Source organism: Bradyrhizobium sp. LLZ17, from assembly GCF_041200145.1.
In the GTDB taxonomy this organism is placed as follows: Bacteria; Pseudomonadota; Alphaproteobacteria; order Rhizobiales; family Xanthobacteraceae; genus Bradyrhizobium.
The window spans coordinates 3,480,155-3,499,287 of sequence record NZ_CP165734.1; the positions used below are offsets into that span (position 1 = coordinate 3,480,155).

Below are 19,133 nucleotides of genomic sequence, written 5' to 3' on the forward strand. Positions count from 1 at the left end.
GCTCGCCACAAACCTATGATGCCCGCCAAAACTGCTAGGAGAGCGATACCTTTGCCGGATCAGCCTTTGTTGAGCTGCGGCCGGAGGCCAATTGCAACTGGCTTTGCCGAAGCGATCGACAGCCAGGCAGCCAATGGGCCTCTCCACGTAGATTCACCACCTCATCTTGGGATAGGCGCTTAGAAGGAAACAGGGGGGACGAAAGAACATAGGCACCTCAGCAGATCGAGATGACTATATTTCCTATGAGCACGACCGAAAGGACTTGAATCGCACCTTGCGTGAGGTTGTACGAAGCCGATGCAAGATGCCTTCCCAAGCTCGCTAAAGACGCAACTCACAGGCGCTCTGACGAAGCAAAAAGAGTTCATGTGCTGATGCCGCTGCTGCTCGTTCTAATTTCCATTTTCCTTAGTACAAGCGCGGTAGTCTACGCCGCATGCCGACAATGCCGGCGAGCCCGGCGCATGCCTAGGCAACATCGCGCCGATCTGCTCAGCTCGCAGCCCCGCATCCAACTACCAAGACGGCGGGCATTCTAATCCAGCCGCATAGTGAGGGTCCGCCGACGCCTCCTGCAGCCGCCACTCGCGAAGGGCCAGCGGGGACGCCCCGTGCAAGAGCGAACGCCTCAACCTCTGGATTCGGTGCTTGTCAAACGGCTGCTGATTGATTTGATCGATGCCGCGGGCCCGTTCCCGCGGAACAGCGGACAGACGCGAAAGCCAGTTCTCGACCACTCGGGCGCTTTTTGCTAGACTTTCCTGGTAATGCATTACGCGGCTGCAAACGGCTGACCCGGTCACATCCCTGGAAAGTCTCATAGATTTGCAGTGCCCGAAAGCTCCTAGGAAGACCACGACGGACAACCATTGGGCGTGGTAACACATCTTTCTACTATAATTGCAAAAGTGAGGCTCTTCGTGACCAAGCGCTCTGAACCGCGGACGCAAGCCGCAACCGTCGAAGGGCCGGAGGTGAGACCGAGAGTGTTCGTCGTCGACGACGACCTCTCAATGCGCGAATCGCTGGTCAACCTATTTCGATCCATCGGTCTAGATGTCGTTGCTTACGGATCCGCCCAGGAACTGCTCCACAGCGAGCTTCCTGATGTTCCTGGCTGCCTTGTGCTTGACATCAGACTGCCGGGATTGAGCGGACTTGAGCTCCAGAATGAGTTAGCCAAATTGAAGGTTCATATTCCCATCATTTTCATCACCGCTCATGGCGATATTCCGATGACCGTCAAAGCGATGAAGAGTGGAGCAATCGATTTTCTCAGCAAGCCATTTCGCGATCAGGAACTGCTCGATGGCGTCATTGCTGCGATCGAACGGGATCGCAAAAGACGAGGTGTAGACAAGGTCATCAAGAGGCTGCAGTCCTTGTTTGAGGCCCTGAGTCCACGGGAGCAGGATGTGTTGAGACTTGTCGCCACCGGCCTATTGAACAAACAGGTGGCCGCGGAACTCGGGCTCGCCGAGATTACGGTCAAAATCTACCGCGGGCACGTGATGAGGAAGATGGGCGCTCGATCGCTAGCCGATTTGATTAGGATGGCTGAGAGGCTGGGAATTGGGACCGACCGTCTCAAGGTACAAACCTAAGTATGATTTTACAATTTCCGCGTACTCGCGCACCCTTCAGCTGGCCGCTATGCTTCGGCCAGTGCCTTCGCCCAACGAGGACGGGTGGTCTTGTCTAAGTGTTCAACTATCTCCGTTGTCGACGACGATCCTTCAATTCGTGCCGCACTGAACAATCTTTTGAAATCGCAGGGCCACATCGTTCACACGTTTGCATCGGCTGAGGATTTCTTGCGGTCGTCTCAATTGAACGATACATCCTGTGTCATTGCAGACGTGCAGATGCCCATGATGAGCGGCTTTGAACTTTTGGAACAGATGCGGGCCCAGGGCCACGCTGCGCCATTCATCTTGATTACTGCCTTCGCGGATGAGCGCACGCGAGCCCGCGCGTTGAAAGCCGGCGTGACCGGCTTTTTTCCCAAACCCTTTGCCGGTCTGGAGTTGATAGCCTGCCTCGATAACGCGCTGGACGAGCATCGTGACGGAACGGACGCCTGAAAGATGGGGAAGCAGCCCGGACCAAGCCGCAACCCGCACGGCGCTTGCGATCTCCATCAATGGGCGATTACCCGCGCTTACGGGTGGCAGTGGCAACGATCGCTTTTCCATCTTGCCGCATTCATATCGCTGTTGTTCCGCTTTCGAAATCCGGTTGAAGCACTTGCAACGTCGACCTCCTGACAAGACGCCTCTGGTATGATCACGTAATCCGGCGAGGCGGTGCCCCCTTCCCTTTCAATGAACGTGCACACCACCTTCACAGCAGTACGACGGCTTCCGAAGCGGTCGAACGTTTGCACCGACAGATTCGCCAACCTGTGTCCGATCCCAGCAACCTAAAGCATCCGAAACTTAGGCATCTGTTGCGGCTGGCCGCTGCGATCTCAAGCCATGCCTTTGCTACCGAACGCATTCACGCCGGCGACGCAACGGTCCGCTGCGCAAAGCGGTCGGCTCTGGTCGCGCGATGAGCCCGCGTGCCGGGCCAGATCCGCGGCGGCAGCCCCCTTCTACTCGCCGGGACCGTGAGCGTGAGCATGCAAAACACGCTTCCGGCTGGCGGGCTCCGTCCTCGGCAGGAGCGCGTCCGCGCCTCTGCTCAGATGACATTGTTCGGCCTACATCCTTCCCGTTTCCAAAGTTAGCCGCGTGGTATGGGCAAATTCTTCGATCGCGCCGACTGAGCAATCCTGGCCGCGAAAGGCGAGTTAGGCAGGAGCCTCGCTGGATGCGAACGGAGCTACTAGACATAGTAGCTTTGTTCCGCCTGGTTCTCAGGTAAGCAAGCGGGGCCGATTTTCAGACGCGCTAACGCGTACCCCCCAAAAGACGGTCAGCAGAACAGCGCGGCTCGCTTTGCCTCTCTTGTACGATGTTGGCCGCGCGCTTCATTATGTTATCGAGGAGATGACGACATGGTTGGAGTACACGCGTCGCGCAAAATGAACACCGTCGAAACTCTCGAGTCGAATGTGCGCGCGTACTCACGTTCCTTTCCTGCCGTCTTCAGCAGGGCGCGCGGTTCTATCATGTTCACAGAGGGTGGCCGAAAGGTCATCGACTTTCTGTCCGGCGCTGGAGCGCTAAACTACGGCCACAACAATCAGGAAATCAAAGCGGCTATTAGCGAGTATCTAGACTCGGACGGGGTCGTCCATGGCTTGGACATGGCCACGCCAGCAAAAGTCGAATTCATGGAGACCTTTAGCTCCATCATCCTTCGCGAACGGAATCTTCACTACCGCTTTCAATTTACGGGGCCTACAGGAGCTAACGCTGTTGAAGCAGCTCTAAAGCTCTCGCGAAAGATCACAGGACGACACAATGTCATTTCTTTCACGAATGGATATCACGGCCAAAGCTTGGGAGCCATAGCTGCAAGCGGTAACCGCTTTTACCGCAAAGCCAGCAGCATTGCCTTATTCGGCACAACTTTCATGCCCTATGATGGGTATCTCGGCTCCGCTGACAGTCCGGCGGATTACCTGCGAAAGGTGTTAATGGACGAGAGCAGTGGCATTGATCTTCCAGCCGCCATTCTCGTCGAAACCGTGCAGGGAGAGGGAGGCATTAACGTCGCGGGAAAGGAATGGTTGCAGTCAGTTCAGGCTTTGGCAAAAGACGTCGGAGCTATTTTCGTAGTTGACGATATCCAAATGGGCTGTGGTCGTACAGGCGAGTTCTTCAGTTTCGAGTTCGCCGGGTTGTCGCCAGACATTGTTGTAATGTCGAAATCGCTGAGTGGATTCGGTTTGCCACTGTCGATGCTCTTGATCAAAGAAGCGATCGACGCATGGGAGCCAGGCGAGCACACGGGAACGTTCCGAGGAAACAACCTTGCACTCGTTTCTGCCAAAGCGGCTTTGAATCTGTATTGGCACAACCAGACGTTCTCGCAAGAGGTCCGACGCTTAGGCGAATTTATGCGGCGTCGACTCGATGCTATCGCGCACCAGCACGGAAACAAGTTCGTTGTTCGGGGGCGGGGCATGGTATGTGGCTTCGATTGCAAAACGACCGAGCTTGCAGAGGCGACGTCACATAGAGCGTTTGAGAAGGGACTGATTGTCGAGCGATGCGGAGCGACAGATCAGGTTGTGAAGTTCTTACCTGCACTTACGATCGACCAAGAAACGCTGGGACAAGGCCTGGATATATTCGAGGAGTCATTGTGCGAAATGTTGAATTTAGCCCGAGCAAGCTAGTTTTAGCACACGAGAGAAACTGTTGCTAGCACAGCATCGGTGCACAGGTCACTGGCGCTAGTCCTCGCTTCCTGCCGAAACGCCCAGGAGTTTTGAAGTCATGATCACGGAGGTGACGCGTGAAACGCTAACGTTGTCTGTGTTCCGCTGAGTCGGCTGATGCGCGAAGAACGTTGGCTGCCCTCCTTGTTTCACAACACGTGAGTGCGAGCGGCCGCTTTGCAATAGAACCTCGCAGTGGCGAGCGACTCTGATCGAGCTGCTTATCTCAGTTTTCAGAATGAGGTCCGCCAAATGTGACCTCGTTCGCGCCGAACCTTGCGCTCTCTGAAGATGGCTCACTTGAACCCAATTGATCATCCGACCAGGTACGATCTAACGATCTAACTAGCGCCTTGGCCGGATGCACTTCCAATCAACGAGCTTCAGCAAGACATGGCACTCCACTCGCGCAGGCCCTTGCACGCCCGGTCTTGATGAGCCCGTGCCCATCGCACGGGCGCAGACTTTGTGAGCGCCGTAGACATTGTGCAGCAGCAATCCAGCCCGAGCCGTTTACAGTATCGGTGCAGCAGCAATCACTCCGGCGGCGGCTTTGCGCCGAAAGTTGTCACAGCACCGGCGGTTCACGGCGTGAGTTACACAAAACCGAACGCGCATCTCAATCAGGAAGCGTTGGTTTTCGCTTATGCTCCAGAACTGATGAGCACCGCTATCCGCGTTCGCGCGTAGCGCGCCGCCGTACCATCTTGGCGTGCCCGAGTTCAGTTATCAAACGCCCCCATTGGCGTAAGCACCTCGGCGTCAAGAAGGTGACGGACCAAACGCCGATTATTCTGGGCCAACCGAAGAAGCCCGACGCATCTGCCGGGTCTGAGATGCGTCGGGCTGAGTGGAAGACTGAGGGCGACAGTCTTCCTCCCAAAAAGCGTCTGCAACTAGTATGCCTGCCCGTTCTGCTACGCCTGCATCTCAACTTCGATATCTACTCTCTGCCGCAAAGTTCCCGGAGCCCAACCGAGACGCTCGGCCCACAGCTCATTCTTCCAGCCCTAACAAGCTGGGCTTATTCCCCTCCCAAAAACTCCCGCCATCACCTTTCGTTTAGATCAAAAATGAGGCAGAAGAAGCGAACAATGGGCCGCCGGCTCGTCAAGAACAGATATCAAGATGTTTGAGAGATTGCTACGCGTGACTGGAACGATCGCCCCGAGCTCGCGCGCGACAAAGGCAAACGATCGAGATCTAAGCTTAGATTTCGCGAAAGGTGCGCTCATTGTCCTGGTGATCGTTGGGCACCTGATCCAGTACGTCATCTATCGAGACGACGGGTTTTGGTATTCGCCCTATTACAAATCGATCTATATGTTTCACATGCCACTGTTCATGGCGATAAGCGGATATCTGTCTGTTGGATCGCTGCTGCAAAAGTCGTTCATTCGAGCCGTCAGCGACCGTGCAAAGCAGCTTTTGCTGCCGATGCTGTTTTGGTGGGCTTTAATGGAGACAGCTAAGTTAACGGCATTGTGGCGCGCGACCAGCCTAACGAGCGGACTTTTGGAATTTGTAGACGATCTGGCTGGCACATACTGGTTCATCTGGGCCACGTTTTTTTCCTACCTTCTCATCAAGATTTTTACCAGGCTCAGCCACCCATTCTGGGCCGTATCTGGCTCAGCCATACTGGTCGCACTCACGCCTCTGACGTTCTCCATATCCCCCTAATCAGATTCACTTACCCGTTCTTCTGCCTGGGGTTCTTGCTGGCCCATTCGAGAGAACGATGGACGAGCACATCGCGAAATCACAAGCCGCTCTTGATTTTCTTTCTCTCGATAGTGACTTGCATATCCTTTCTAGCTTGGGGCAAGGACACTTATGTCTATAATAACCTTGCAGTCTTTCACGATTTCCGGTCGGCCAAGGACGCGCTTCTGATGTTTGTTGGCGCTGCAGCTGCCTCAGCAATCGCTATCGAACTCCTGCTGCAATGCTGGAGCTTTGGCCATTCAAATCGAATCGCCCGGTTTATCGCTGTGGAGTTGGGCCAGACCACGCTGCTGCTCTACCTCGTCCAGGGTACCGTGTTCCGTCTCATGGATTTCATACAGTTCGGAGAATTTTGGGATCTCACGACCCGGTTGATCATCGCAGGTGTGCTCGGGGCCGCCATTGTTGCGATAGCGCTAACGGTCCGCGCGATCGTTCGCGGCGTTCCATATCTGTCTCAGCTGGTCCTTGGAATGCCACCACGCTCAGGTCTCCCGCAAGCCAAGCCTGCAATGAACTAGCTGTATGTATTCTTTTGTTTGAGTACGGCAGTGTTGCGATGGCGTCGACTTTTGACGTCGCCGGAATACCGTTGGAACCCAGAGCCGGCGGCGACGGTGTGCCGCCGGTCGAGCCGGTGATCGGCGTACGAGCAACCCCATCTAAGCGTTGAACTCAGCCCATTGCCGTTCATCCAAAAAAGATCGAGCGTCTTGAGCTTAGCTTCGCTGTACCAGTCGTCTAGCCGGGGGGATTTCGACCCAGATCTGGGGATCGAACCTAATCCAATCAGTTGGCGAGATGGTCCTTCGGGTGCCGTACTGAGCCCGAGACGTCCCAGTCGTTCAAATCTCCGTCTCGGGCCGCAGCTGCCCGAAGGAAAAGGGCTTCGGCGACCAACAAGTCGTTCTTATTCGGCGAGATGGCGGGTGCAATTACCTGTCGCGAGCCTCTCGGCCTCTCACGGTCTCTCCGAGCGGTGACGATCTCGATCGGAAGATTTGGAGACACGACCATGCGGCGCACGACCGCGCCTTATTAACCTTTGTCCAATGGCCTTTGCCTGAAGACCAAAAAGTATCTATCACTACGGCGGACGAAAAGGCGCATCCCACTGAGAAGTTGCAAAGCAACACATTTCTGATGATTGAGCGCTCAGTAAACACTTAAAGGTGCAGCTTCGGCGGAGTGCAGGCGCATTCCGCAAACGAACCCGGATCCAGGCGAGAGAAATGGAAAGATGCACCAGCACTCGCACGGCTGCCGCAGACTCCAGCAGATGCGAGGCAACAATCGTCCATTTCGTAGGCAGTCTAAGGCAAGACCCTCTCAAGTCGTTCGAAAAGCCGACGGCACCGCGGAATCCTTGATTTTGCAATGCCGCGCGCGTGTTTAGGCCAGGGCATCGGCAGCGTCACGGATGCCTGCATATATTTCGTCCAGGTCGCCCGCTGTTACACAATAGGGCGGCATCACATAAATCGTATTCCCGAGTGGGCGCAGCAAGAGATTGCGGTCTTTAAAGAAGGCGTGAAGCTTCGGGCCGACTCCTGCGAGATAGCCGGTCTCTCTCGCATTCAGATCAAGTGCTGTGATGGTGCCGCTGCGACGAACGTTTGCAAAGCGCGGATCGGCGCGGAAGACTTCAATTGCCTGCTGTTGCATGTTTGCGACCGCAGCGATGCGTCGGTGAGTTTCCTGGTCTTTCCATAGATCCAGGTTAGCCTTGGCGGCGGCACAGGCCAGCGGATTTGCCGTATACGAACTCGAGTGAAAGAACGTGCGCGTACGGTCTTTTGAATAATGAGCATCGAAAATCTCTGCCCGGCAAAGTGTCACCGCGAGCGGCAGCGCCCCTCCAGTGAGACCCTTCGAATAGCACGCGATATCTGGTACAACATTGGCCTGATCACAGGCGAAGATTGTTCCGGTGCGGCCCCAGCCCGTCATGACCTCATCGGCAATGAACAGGACATTCCACGCCTCGCAGATCCGCTTCATCTCTCTTAGCACCCAAGCTGGGTACATCAGCATTCCGCCCGCCCCTAGCACCAGAGGCTCGACAATAAAGGCTGCGGGATTTTCGTTCCGACATGCTGACTCGAGCGCATCAAACGTCGCCTGCTCACGACCGCTGGCAGGGAACGGGATTGAGGTTACGTCGAACAGAAGGGGACCGTACGCCGCGTTGAAGATACCGCGGGCACCAACGGACATCGCGCCGAACGTGTCGCCATGATAGGAGTGCTGCATCACAATGATGCGTGTTCGCTGTTCGCCTATATTGTGCCAATAACCGAGCGCCATCTTCAAGGCGACCTCCACGCTGGCTGAGCCACTGTCCGAGTAAAACACATGGTTCAAGCCTCGGGGCGTCAGTTTTAAAAGGAGCTGAGCGACCTGCTCGGCCGGATCGTGCGTGTAGCCGGCGAAAATGATTTGGTTCAGCTTGCCGGCCTGCTCCTGAATCGCGCTCACGATCTGCGGATGGCAATGGCCGTGAGTGACGACCCACCAAGATGAGATTGCATCTATGATTCGGTGATCATCGGCAGTGTAGAGATAAGCACCCTCGCCGCGCACAACCTTGGTCATCTCGTTGTGAAGAGCATGCTGCGTGAATGGATGCCAAATTGGCCACCGCGTGTCTGGCATCATGGATTGAAATCGCCGGAAATAAACGAGCCTTTGAAGGCAACCTGGAGGCTGTCTGCCGTCAGAGGAGAAATCCAGGGCAGCCGCCCTAACCAACGTACCCGCGTTATGTCACAAATTGCGCTCTCAGTTTCAGGATTTCTTTCCCCGATGAATGCGATCCCAAGAATGTCGATTTGGCGCTTTCGCAAGGCTTCTATCGATAGCAGGGAGTGATTGATGGTCCCCAGTAGCGTGTGGGCGCAAAGCACGACGGGAAGGCGCCACCTCTCAAAGACGTCGATGTAGAGTACGTTAGAACTCAGTGGCACCATCAGCCCGCCGGCGCCTTCGATGACGAGCGGTCGCTTCCCGGTATCCGGCACAACCAGCGAGTCGGGATCGATGCGAACTCCGTCTATTTCAGCGGAATGATGCGGGGAAGCGGGTGTTCTAAGGCAGTAACGCTCCGGAACGATCCGATCGGCCGAGAGACCGCCTAGTCGAGCGGCCAGCTGGCTGTCGGTCTCATCTTCAAGACCGGCCTGAATTGGTTTCCAATAATTCGCGCCGAGGAGCTGCGCAAGGCCTGCCGAAAAGACAGTTTTGCCGATCCCTGTATCTGTGCCGGCCACCACGATCCGCTGACTCATCGAAACCTGTCCCTCGTCTCCTCAGCAAGCGCATCGAGCATCGCACGCACCTCATCCTCTCCGACGTTGAGCGTCAGTGAAATCCGCAAACGGGCCGTGCCGGCCGGTACCGTTGGCGGTCTGATTCCTCGGATGTCAAATCCGCGTGCCTGTAGCGCGGAGGCCAGCCTCATGGCGCGGGCATTCTCGCCAACGATATAGGGCAGGATCTGCGAGTTCGGAGGACTGCTCTCGCCTCGCGCAACCATCTCCCGATGCGTGAACGCGACAAGCTTCGCCAGCCGCTGTTGGCGCTCCGGCTCTTCTTGCAGGATCAACAGAGCCTCCCGTACCGCCACCGCCATTAACGGTGAAGGGGCAGTCGCGAAAATAAATGGGCGACTGCGATTGATTATGAAGTCGCGCAGCACGCCAGAGGCGGTGACAAGCGCGCCGGCAGCTCCCAGCGCCTTGCCGCAGGTATGGACAACGAGGAGATTTTCGCGTCCTGCATAGGGAGCAGTGAGGCCTCGTCCCTGCTCGCCGTAAACGCCGGTGGCATGAGCCTCGTCCACAACCAAGAACGCATCGTGCCCGTCCGCGATCGCGAGCAGGTCTTCAAGCGGTGCGAAATCGCCGTCGATGCTGTAGAGGCTCTCGACCACGATCCAGACCTGCCCGGCTCCACCCGCGGTCCGCCAGTCGCAAATTTCGCTTTCGACAGCCTGCGGGTCGTTATGAGCATTGATCTGAAACGCGGCTCGGCCAGCTCGCGCTCCTTCGTGAATACTGGCGTGAACCAGGGCATCAAGGATGAGCAGGTCGTCCCGTTGCGGCAGCGTTGTCAGCACCGCAAAATTTGCGACATAACCACCACCGAAGAAGAGCGCGGTCTGCGCGCCGAAGAACCGCGCCGCTTCTGCTTCGAGGCATTCGTGCTCGTCGCAGTTGCCGCGCAGAAGCCGTGATCCGCCGGCTCCGATCGGAGTACCGGCTTCGAGCGCAGTCACGATGGCCTTTTTCATGCGCGGTGCGCTCGCCAGGCCCAGATAATCGTTTGATGAAAAGTCGGTCCCGGTGCGCGGCCTGAGACTGCGCAGGCGGCCGTCTTGTTTAAGCGCATCCAAGCCTGCCACATAGCTGGCGACTTTAGCGGCAACGATGCAACTCATTCTTCACTCGCTGAGCAACGGTGGATGCGCACAACTCTAACTGGCGCCGAAGAACGGGGCCTTCCGGGTTTGGCTTGTTGGATCAAACCGGCAGGATGCGATTTTCTCGATCAACCAGCACAATGCGCGGTCTGAAGATTCTTGCATCCTCCTCTTCAAATGACGCGTATGCGACGATGCTTATCTTATCTCCGGGCATCGCCAATCGCGCCGCCGCACCGTTCATGTCTACAGTGACGGATCCTTGTGGCGCTTCTGTCACAAACGGTGCAAAGCGTGATCCCGTCTCGAGATTGTAGAGTTCGACGCGTTCGTTGATCAGGATACCGGCCGCGTCCAGCAGCGCGCGATCAACCGAGATGGAACCTTCATAGTGCAGGCCGGATTCAGTTACGGAGGCGCAATGAATCGTTCCCTTCATCAAGACAATCTGCATTTCTCACCTACGCTGATCGCTTGCGCGCAGCACCTCTATTGTTCTGATAACCTAAGCGAGTCCAGACGTAATGCCGAGCCGGGCGAGCAAACTTGCGTCACGGTCAAGTTGCGGGTTTTTGGTAGTGAGCAACACATCGCCGACAAAGATGGAATTCGCACCCGCCAAGAAGCATAGCGCCTGGAGTTCATCAGTCATGTACTGGCGCCCTGCGGCCAAGCGTATGACGCTCTTGGGCATCATGATCCGCGCGGTCGCCACCAGGCGCACCAGGGCAATCGGATCGGGACGCTCCGCCGTGACCTTCACCGGCACGCCATTCACCTCGTTCCAGACGTTGATCGGTATGCTTTCCGGATGGTTGCGAAGATTGGCGAGCAATACCAGCATGCCGAGACGGTCCTCGACGTGCTCACCCATACCAATAATGCCGCCGCAGCAGACTTTGATGCCCACCTCGCGCACGTGTGTAAGAGTGTCGATGCGATCCTGCAAGGTCCGGGTCGTGATGATGCTGCGGTAGAACTCCGGCGAAGTATCCACGTTGTGATTGTAGAAGTCGAGGCCGGCGTCGGCGAGCCGTGCGGCTTGCCCTGGCGTGAGCATGCCGAGCGTTGCGCACGTCTCCATGCCAACACGTTTAATGGCAGCAATCATGTCGCAGACCCGATCGAGGTCCCGGTCCTTTGGACTGCGCCAGGCCGCGGCCATGCAGAAGCGAGTCGCGCCGGCGGTCTTGGCGCCCTGCGCGGCGGCGACCACATCAACGCGATCCATCAAGCGAGCTGCCTTCAGGCCAGTGTCGTAATGCACGCTCTGTGCACAGTAGGCGCAATCTTCAGGACAACCGCCGGTCTTGATGCTGAGCAGGCTTGCGGTTTCGACGTGATTTGGGTCGAAATTGCCGCGATGAACGGTGTGGGCCTGAAATAGGAGGTCAGCAAATGGCAGCGCGTAAACCCCTTCCGCCTCGGCACGTTCCCAGTCGTGGCGGACCGGCGCGCTGTCATGGCCGCTATTGCCTTCGCCTTCCACAGCACCCCCCAAGAGTTTCGCTCAATCATACAGACAATACCGTCGTGCGTAGCTCCGCAAAGCAGCACTCTTGACCGGGATTAAACGAGAATTATCGCCGAGTTGCGCCCGGATGGCGCTCATATCACGCTAATACCCGCCCCTCATGCAGGATTTCCTCGCAGCATCGCGTCACGCGCAACAACATTCCCCAACGCGTCTCATTCGGGCAACTAGCCAATGCGAGCGATGGTTGCGCTCCATAGGATCGTTTCCTGACACAAAAGTGGTTTGGCCGCCCACATGTATAACGGAGCGGCGGATCTGCTTTAATGATCAACCTGCCAATTCCTCGCTGGTGGTCATGCACGTCACATTCCGCACAATAAATGGTGGTCCAGACGAGCCGCCTCTGCGAGCGCCTCTCGCCAGCTTCAGAAGCGCACCGAGCTGGGCTCTTGGGCGCAGAGTGGTGGCCCGCACCCTCTTTGGCGGGCCTGTGCACCATTAGCTCACCTAGGCTCCATCGACGGTGTGCTCGTCGCCCATGGCTGCGGTGCGTAAATCCATCTGCACTCTCGAAGATGATCTGCGGGAACAGCAGAGTACTTTGCCGCCGCTCGACTTAACAGCGACGCGGCGGGATCGGATATGCCCCGGCACTCATCTGCCCAAACAGAATTGCCGCTTCAGACGGCCCGAGCCCGACGATGCCCACGAAAGCTGCCGAAGGCATCGGAATGACCTGACGTGTCGGCCTCCAGAGATGCAGGCAATAGCGACTATTGTTCACATACTGCGAACGAGGAGGATGCAGCTGCATCACGCATTCCTCCTGATCCCAAAACAGATCTTTGACAAGGCACATTTCGTCCCAGTTTGGAGAACGCCGTGGCGTCGACACAGAGACGTGCTCCCATCCCGGACGGACGAAGCCGATGATCTTGAGTTGACAGCCACAAGGCCCCTGCACGTAGAAGAGACCGGAAGGACCAGATCCCGGAGCGGTAGCGAATCGGCCATCGCGTACGCGCCCCGCCTCGAGTCTTTCAACAATTTGCTTCCTCACGCGTTCTCCTTGTTTCGACCGACAGAGTTGACCCCGCACCACACGTGTTGTCCGACTCATAGATCGAGCGGCTGCTACCCGGCATGGGCAGCCCCAAATACTCCTGATCATCTGCACCCAACTTACCTGGATGAAGAACATCGGTTCTATCCGGAATCGTCCACCGAAGAGTTCTGTTGTGGTGTATCTTCTCGTCATGGGTGACTTGTTGCGAACTTGCCTGATGCGACGATCCGCGCAGACATCTCCGATGGTTTGGCTACGCAAGCCATGCCAGCAGGGGGGTCTGCTCGCCTCTCCGCCTTAACAAGTCCGCAACGTTATGGCGTTGAGCTAACGATGTTGGTGCAAGATGCCAGAATTCGACTGAAACGCTCCACAGCCAAAATGGCGACGGAAGCCAATTCGCATCATCCGGCGATCCGTTAGTTTGTCACCTAAAGACACGTCGCCGGCTTCAGCAGATCATGCAAAAGCGACGCCGATGCTTCGCCAGTTCGTCGAGCGAGAGGCTTGCAATTTCGCTCTTGCGACGATCTGACGATGGGCTTTCATCTCATTCCTTCTCATGTCCAGGTTAGCCGGCTTGCCGCCTGAGACACCGTCAATGCGTCATCTATGTGGCCGACCACCCTGATTCACCATTGATTCACGGCCAGAGGTCCGGCCGCGCGGGTCGCACTTTTGAACAGCCTCGCTCATTGGCGTTACCGTGGGAGGGCGTTTCGCAGTTCAGCCCTAGAGCCGTCCAACGGAGAGGCTTCCGCGCCGCGATCACAACGCATTGACCTTCGATGCAACCGTTCGCTCCGGCGGCGATCAGAACTGCCCGTCAACCCCATTTCTTTGCTGCCCCTCCGCGAGGCGGGCCAGCTTATCATATTCCTCAGCGACCTTGAGGAGCCTGCATCTGGATGTGTCGTCCTCGAGCGACTCCGCTTTTACTCGCGTCGCTTCCGCACGACCTCGCCAATGTTTGGCGTCGGAGAATGGTTTCTTCTGCTTCATGCAAAAGACGATGCAATATTTAGATCAAGAAAATGCGACACATGACCTACGTAAGATCCCGTAGGCCGGCTTTCACCAAAGCACAGCTCATTCGCCTCCATCTACCGCCCGCTCTGTCAATGTCTGAGATGCGACAAGCCACTCGCAACAAACCCAAGGAGTAAGCTTCACTACGGTCTTCTCGGTTGAGAACGCCCGCTTGGAAACACCAAGCCAACGCAAAATGATAATGGCGATTGGATCTCGCGTCAGGTCCCCGCGTTAAATGCGCTACTCTCGACATAAGGGCTTGAATCGGACGTAGCGTCAGATTGTAAGGTCTTCATGCAGCCGGCGACCGCAACTGGCCGTACAACAGCTTGCGGGCGACAAAATTGGGAATGTGTGATTTGGAGCTCAGATTTGAGAACGCCCGCGGTGGCCCCAAACGCCTCAGTGAGGCGGCCTCGGCGAATCGTTGCAAGATCTCGGGATGAAACCGGGAGTGCAGCAGAACCGGTTTCTAAGATCGGAACAGCATCGCCGCATGGCGATTGCCCCGATTTGAGATATTGCTCACGGCGGAGGCCGCCGTCCGGAGATCAGCGCCTTGCCGCTCAGAGTGGAATGGAAGTTGGAGGCCATACCCAAATTATGCGGTCGTGATCCAACCACCACCAATCTGCAAATGGCTTGCTCGCGCCGAAACGGGGCAGCTGTAGGCATACACGTTGCCATAGTGTTCGGTACGCATCCTCCTATCGCGACGTTTCTCGTCATGCCTGGCTGCAATGATTCGGCCATCGGAGGAAAGATGGTCCGATTATACGCTGGCTCACAGTTTGCTGAGCAATCTCAGGAGGGTTCAGGCCTAAGAAATTACGGCCTCCTCGACGCATCGAAAGCTCGAGAAGCCCGATTGCATGGCGCGCTTCATTCGCGGCCCAACGATAGGCCCTTCGGGCAGGTCGCATGTCCAAGCGCCGGTCATTCTATGGCCTTCTTGGCGACCCTGAGCGAGCTGGGCATTACTTCGATTGCGCGGAAGGTGGGGATTGACAGGAACGAATGACAAGACCGCGGATCTACGAACTGGAAAAGAGCCTCGTGAGCCGAAAGAAGGACATGTATGGCTCCCCGACGCTCAACCCTCAGCGCAACGCGATAGCTGTTGTTCATTCTATTGCGACGCCTGCCGCTTTATGTCCAGCGCGGGCGAGCGTCCACGAGCGCCTGCCGACGGCTTGGGAGCGAAAGGCTTGCACACCGGACGCACTTCACCTTTACCGCAGACATATACTGCGTGAGGACGCCGTTGCTGCCTGTCCAAATTCAACCAGCTTGAGTGAGCAATGTCGTCATGTATTTTCGGTTTGAGATCCCGGCGAGGGAAGGGTCGGCAGATGACAAGCCTTGGACAAGCAGCCTCGTTTGACCGGCTCCCGTTGGAGCAGCGCGTTCACGCTGTACACTCAAAACCACCGAATCGAGCGATGGCCACACTCGATGAGCTTCTCGCAACAATCGGGGATGCTTGCCGCTGTCACGACGTACGAGCATTCTCAAGTTCACTACTAGAGCATTCCAACCAGCTCACGAGATCAAATCGAGCACGCTTCCTGCGAAAGTCCGGGATTGCCTTCAAAATCGCATTTGTTCCACGATTTGAAGAAGACATCCGCCTCAAGCAAGCATCGGGATACGCCACGATATGTAATGAGCTAAGCCGCCAGTCTGGAGGTCAGGCAGGTGCTGAACTTTGCAAAGCTTTGGCGGCTCGGCTCTCGCGTCTTGATCACACACTGATAGAACAAGTCGGCTTCGGATCCCTTTCGCTTTTCGCATGCTCATTTGGTCGCCACCCTGCATCTTCCGAATGCCGGGATGCCACGATCAGAATTGCTGAAGTTTGTCGCGATAAGCGCGAGACCCTCCAGGACCTGACGAGCCTAGACTTATCATTGCTGGTAAACGGGTTTAGCAAGTGGCCGGATCAACCGGCGCTTCGTGAAGCCGCGGTCAAGATCGCGACTGAGATACTTTGCCGGATGCGCTCCGACGATCGTCTCTCCGCGTTCACTCAACAGCATCTCGCAACGCTCGTGAACGGCTTTGGAAAATGGCGGGGAGACGAATGCTTTCACACGGCCGTTGTCACGATCGCAGATGAGCTTCTGCGCCGAAGCGATCAACTCTCAGATTTCACGCAACAACAGTTGGCGAGTCTGGTCAATGTCTTCAGCAAGTGGCCGGAAGAGTCGAGTTGTCGCAAAGCAGCGATCGCTATCAGCAACGAGCTTCTCCGCCGCTCCGATCATGTCACCAATTTCAGTCCGCAGCGTCTGGCCAACTTCGTGAACGGATTCAGCAGGTGGCCGGGCGAGTTCGCGGCTCGGCAAGTCACAGTCAAGATCGCGGGTGAACTCGTTCGCCGCGCGCTTTCCGTCGATCAGCTCGGTGACTTCGCTCACCATGATCTGGCGAGTTTGGTCAACGGCTTCAGCAAGTGGACGAAGGAGGTTGCCTGTCTAACCGCTACCGTTGCCATCGCGGATGTGGTCATCTGTCACACTCGTCATGCCAAGCGCCTCTCTTGCTTTCGCTACCAGGAACTCGGCATGCTGGTAAACGGCTTCAGCAAATGGCGGAAGGACACGACTTGCCGCCTAGCCACAATTGCAATTGCCGATGAAGTGCTCGCCCGCAGTCGCGGCGTCGACGGAGTCTCCTGCATTACTGACCAGGGACTGCCGAACCTCGTAAACGGGTTCAGCAAGTGGCCACAACAGGCGTCTCTTCGCGATGCCACGGCAGCGATCGCCCAGGAGGTCGTTTGCCGTGCCCGCCGCGCGGATCGGCTCTCTGAATTTACGCCGCAGGGACTGGCTATTCTCTTGGACGGCTTCAGTAAATGGCCAACAGCGGTTCCGCTGCGCGAAGCTGCGACTGCAATCGCCCGCGAGGTTCTTGTTCGGGCCTGCCGTACCGACAGGCTTTCTCATTTTACGGGTGGAGGACTGGCGATGCTCGCCAACGGCTTGAGCAAGTGGCGGCAAGAGGCGAGCTCTCGCAGTGCGACAGTAGCCATCGCGCAGGAGATTCTTCGCCGCGCCCATCAAATTGGTGAGTTTAGCGAGCAGGAGCTCGCACACCTCGTGCGTGCGTTCAGCAACCGGCCGGAAGAGGTCACCTCTCGCGAAGTCGCCGTCGTGATCTCAGAGGAGGTCCTCCGCCGTATTAGCGAGACTGGTCGTTTCACCGAGCAAGAGTTCGCAGACCTGGAGAATGGGTTGATCAAGTGGTCCGAAGTGGCGATCTGTCGTCGAGCCGCTGCGGCTATCGGCAATTTGAGAGCGCGGCGTGACGGACGACGAACATGGTGTCGTCCGTCGTCTTGCAAAGAAGAACAGGGCATCGCTCTTGTGAATGCGCCAAGCACCGCGCCGCTCCAAAGGACGACGATTCAATGCGGCACGAGCCAGCAAGTGCCGCAACCAAGGGCAGCACACCTTTATGACTAAGGCGATCGTGCGTTCTCAACTTCGTTCAGCCGAACCGAACTCCGATGTACTTTCCGCCAGTAAGGCGAATTATCCGGAAAGCTTTTTGCATAGCCGGCGGGCCTATCGGAGCGCCCTTGCTCGTGAGATCTTTAGGCGGGCCGGCGGCACGATATGCCGCGGCCGTCCAATGTATCGTTCGACATAGAGCCGGCACCCTCAATGACCGCGCTCTCACTACGCGTCCCGACAATGGCGTCCTCCAGAGTATCGAGGCCACACACAATCCACGTGCCTTACTGCAGCAATGGCTACCAAGTAGTCGTTCAAGTGACGACCACGTAGTGCGCGAGCTCAGCCCTCAAGGAACTCTCGATCCATGCTCTGCCCGAAATGTCATACAGAAAGCTGGTGCGAGATCGCAATGCACGATCCCTGGACTGGCCGACCAGTGATCACCTGCAATACTTGTGGTGAGCATGCCGAATACGATTGCCTCCAGCGCAAAATGGCGCACGAGATCATCGCTGCTACGTTGGCCTGTAACGTGAGCATAGAGAAGCAGCGCGATCCGCGGGCGGCTGCTGATAGGATTTTGGATGCGCTAGAGAATGCCGGTCTAACAATCGCTCGCGCCTCTAGATGAGTGGGAGCACCGCCGAACGGCGCCCCTACGAGGCCTTGGCAGCCCATCAGAGAGCATGACCAACTGCGCTGCTCGTTCCATGAGACGTCTGATTGCCTCCAGATCCGCCGTCTTCCCCTCGGCCGATCCCCAATAGCAACTCTTTGGTACCAACCACCATTGTAGCAAACACGCCAATCTGGACCGAAGCCCCGATACTCAGCGGGACCAGGGCTGAGCACCGCTTGGCGGCCTTTCCAACGGATGACGGCCAGGCGGATCTTCGCACAGGTATCGGACCCGCAATGATAGTTGGCCTGACGTGGCCTGGACCTTGCGGCACCTTGCGAGGTCGATACTTCAAAGTTGTCGACAACGGCGAAGTCACTGTTAGTGTCTCAGAATTCGGCTATTGACCAGAATCGCGCGCTGCCGTTTGATCCTGTTTCCTATTCCGCCGGGCCGCCGCGGCTCCAGAATTCCCGGGAAGCAGCCCCATTAAGATCGTGAGAGCGGATAGCTCGGCTGGATAGGCGGAGCCAATTCGCACACACGCCAGAGAGCATTCTCGCCACGGGCGATTGATTCCGGCGGCGAGGCAGCTCACTCGTTGCCTAGCGATGAGCCGCCTCACAGCTCGAGCGTCGCTATGTGCGCACAACTCAGCGGACCTGAGTTGCGCGTTCCTCAGACCACCAATAACAAAAAGCCAGCTGCTTTGGTAAAGACGCCTCCCGCCCTCCTCGCTTCGCGGCTGGCTGCTGGCGAACGAATACGAGTTTGACATATTCACGCGATTAGCCCGCAGGGGGGATTGAACCGCACGTAGCGTCAGATTGTAGAGTGCGCAGTTAGGTAGCATCGATCTTCGGTCGATTCAGAATTCCTATGGACAAACCCGAATCACGCCGATCGCGTGCGATGAGAGGTCTTCTGCCAAAGCGGCCCGAGGATCGCGCTCAGTGCCGAAGGACGCTATTTCTGTTGTGTCCACGCAAAT

The 19,133-nt window shown here is 56.9% G+C and carries 9 protein-coding genes and 1 pseudogene; 5 read left to right on the top strand and 5 right to left on the bottom strand.

Features of this window, described 5'->3' with window-relative positions:
- The first annotated feature begins 923 nt into the window (after positions 1–923).
- The 4 genes and pseudogenes from AB8Z38_RS17050 to nolL all read left to right on the top strand — a co-directional run bounded on the left by AB8Z38_RS17050 (position 924) and on the right by nolL (position 6,585).
- On the top strand, positions 924–1,607 hold the full coding sequence (locus AB8Z38_RS17050) for a response regulator transcription factor (protein ID WP_369726201.1): 684 nt from the start codon (positions 924–926) through the stop codon (positions 1,605–1,607).
- Positions 1,608–1,691: 84 nt separating this feature from the next.
- Positions 1,692–2,087, top strand: a complete 396-nt coding sequence (locus AB8Z38_RS17055; protein WP_369726202.1) for a response regulator transcription factor — start codon at positions 1,692–1,694, stop codon at positions 2,085–2,087.
- A 944-nt stretch (positions 2,088–3,031) separates the two neighbouring features.
- Positions 3,032–4,294 (top strand): diaminobutyrate--2-oxoglutarate transaminase, encoded by a 1,263-nt coding sequence (gene ectB, locus AB8Z38_RS17060; RefSeq protein WP_369726203.1) that lies wholly within the window; start codon positions 3,032–3,034, stop codon positions 4,292–4,294.
- Positions 4,295–5,464: 1,170 nt separating this feature from the next.
- A pseudogene (nolL, locus tag AB8Z38_RS17065) lies at positions 5,465–6,585 on the top strand (nodulation factor fucose acetyltransferase NolL).
- A gap of 871 nt (positions 6,586–7,456) precedes the next feature.
- Here the strand turns inward: nolL and AB8Z38_RS17070 are convergent.
- The 5 genes from AB8Z38_RS17070 to bioB all read right to left on the bottom strand — a co-directional run bounded on the left by AB8Z38_RS17070 (position 7,457) and on the right by bioB (position 11,973).
- Positions 7,457–8,722 (bottom strand): adenosylmethionine--8-amino-7-oxononanoate transaminase, encoded by a 1,266-nt coding sequence (locus AB8Z38_RS17070; RefSeq protein WP_369726204.1) that lies wholly within the window; start codon positions 8,720–8,722, stop codon positions 7,457–7,459.
- The gene (gene bioD / locus AB8Z38_RS17075) at positions 8,719–9,351 is read right to left on the bottom strand and encodes a dethiobiotin synthase (protein WP_369726205.1); all 633 of its coding nucleotides are present in this window, start codon (positions 9,349–9,351) and stop codon (positions 8,719–8,721) included. The genes AB8Z38_RS17070 and bioD overlap by 4 nt, the downstream gene beginning before the upstream one ends.
- Entirely contained in the window at positions 9,348–10,502 is a 1,155-nt protein-coding gene (locus AB8Z38_RS17080) for an 8-amino-7-oxononanoate synthase (RefSeq protein WP_369726206.1), read from the bottom strand. Before AB8Z38_RS17080 ends, bioD begins: the two co-directional genes overlap by 4 nt.
- A gap of 82 nt (positions 10,503–10,584) precedes the next feature.
- The gene (gene panD, locus AB8Z38_RS17085) at positions 10,585–10,938 is read right to left on the bottom strand and encodes an aspartate 1-decarboxylase (protein ID WP_369726207.1); all 354 of its coding nucleotides are present in this window, start codon (positions 10,936–10,938) and stop codon (positions 10,585–10,587) included.
- A 51-nt stretch (positions 10,939–10,989) separates the two neighbouring features.
- Positions 10,990–11,973 (bottom strand): biotin synthase BioB, encoded by a 984-nt coding sequence (gene bioB / locus AB8Z38_RS17090; protein WP_369726208.1) that lies wholly within the window; start codon positions 11,971–11,973, stop codon positions 10,990–10,992.
- 3,528 nt (positions 11,974–15,501) lie between these two features.
- On the opposite strand from bioB, the gene AB8Z38_RS17095 reads away from it, so the two are divergent.
- Positions 15,502–17,529 (top strand): hypothetical protein, encoded by a 2,028-nt coding sequence (locus AB8Z38_RS17095; protein ID WP_369726209.1) that lies wholly within the window; start codon positions 15,502–15,504, stop codon positions 17,527–17,529.
- Positions 17,530–19,133: the final 1,604 nt, after the last annotated feature.

Bases quoted from the DNA above. Each gene is read 5' to 3' on its own strand.
- ectB (WP_369726203.1), top strand. From the start codon at position 3,032: ATGAACACCGTCGAAACTCTCGAGTCGAATGTGCGCGCGTACTCACGT.
- AB8Z38_RS17070 (WP_369726204.1), bottom strand. From the start codon at position 8,722: ATGATGCCAGACACGCGGTGGCCAATTTGGCATCCATTCACGCAGCAT.
- bioD (WP_369726205.1), bottom strand. From the start codon at position 9,351: ATGAGTCAGCGGATCGTGGTGGCCGGCACAGATACAGGGATCGGCAAA.
- AB8Z38_RS17080 (WP_369726206.1), bottom strand. From the start codon at position 10,502: ATGAGTTGCATCGTTGCCGCTAAAGTCGCCAGCTATGTGGCAGGCTTG.
- panD (WP_369726207.1), bottom strand. From the start codon at position 10,938: ATGCAGATTGTCTTGATGAAGGGAACGATTCATTGCGCCTCCGTAACT.
- AB8Z38_RS17095 (WP_369726209.1), top strand. From the start codon at position 15,502: ATGGCCACACTCGATGAGCTTCTCGCAACAATCGGGGATGCTTGCCGC.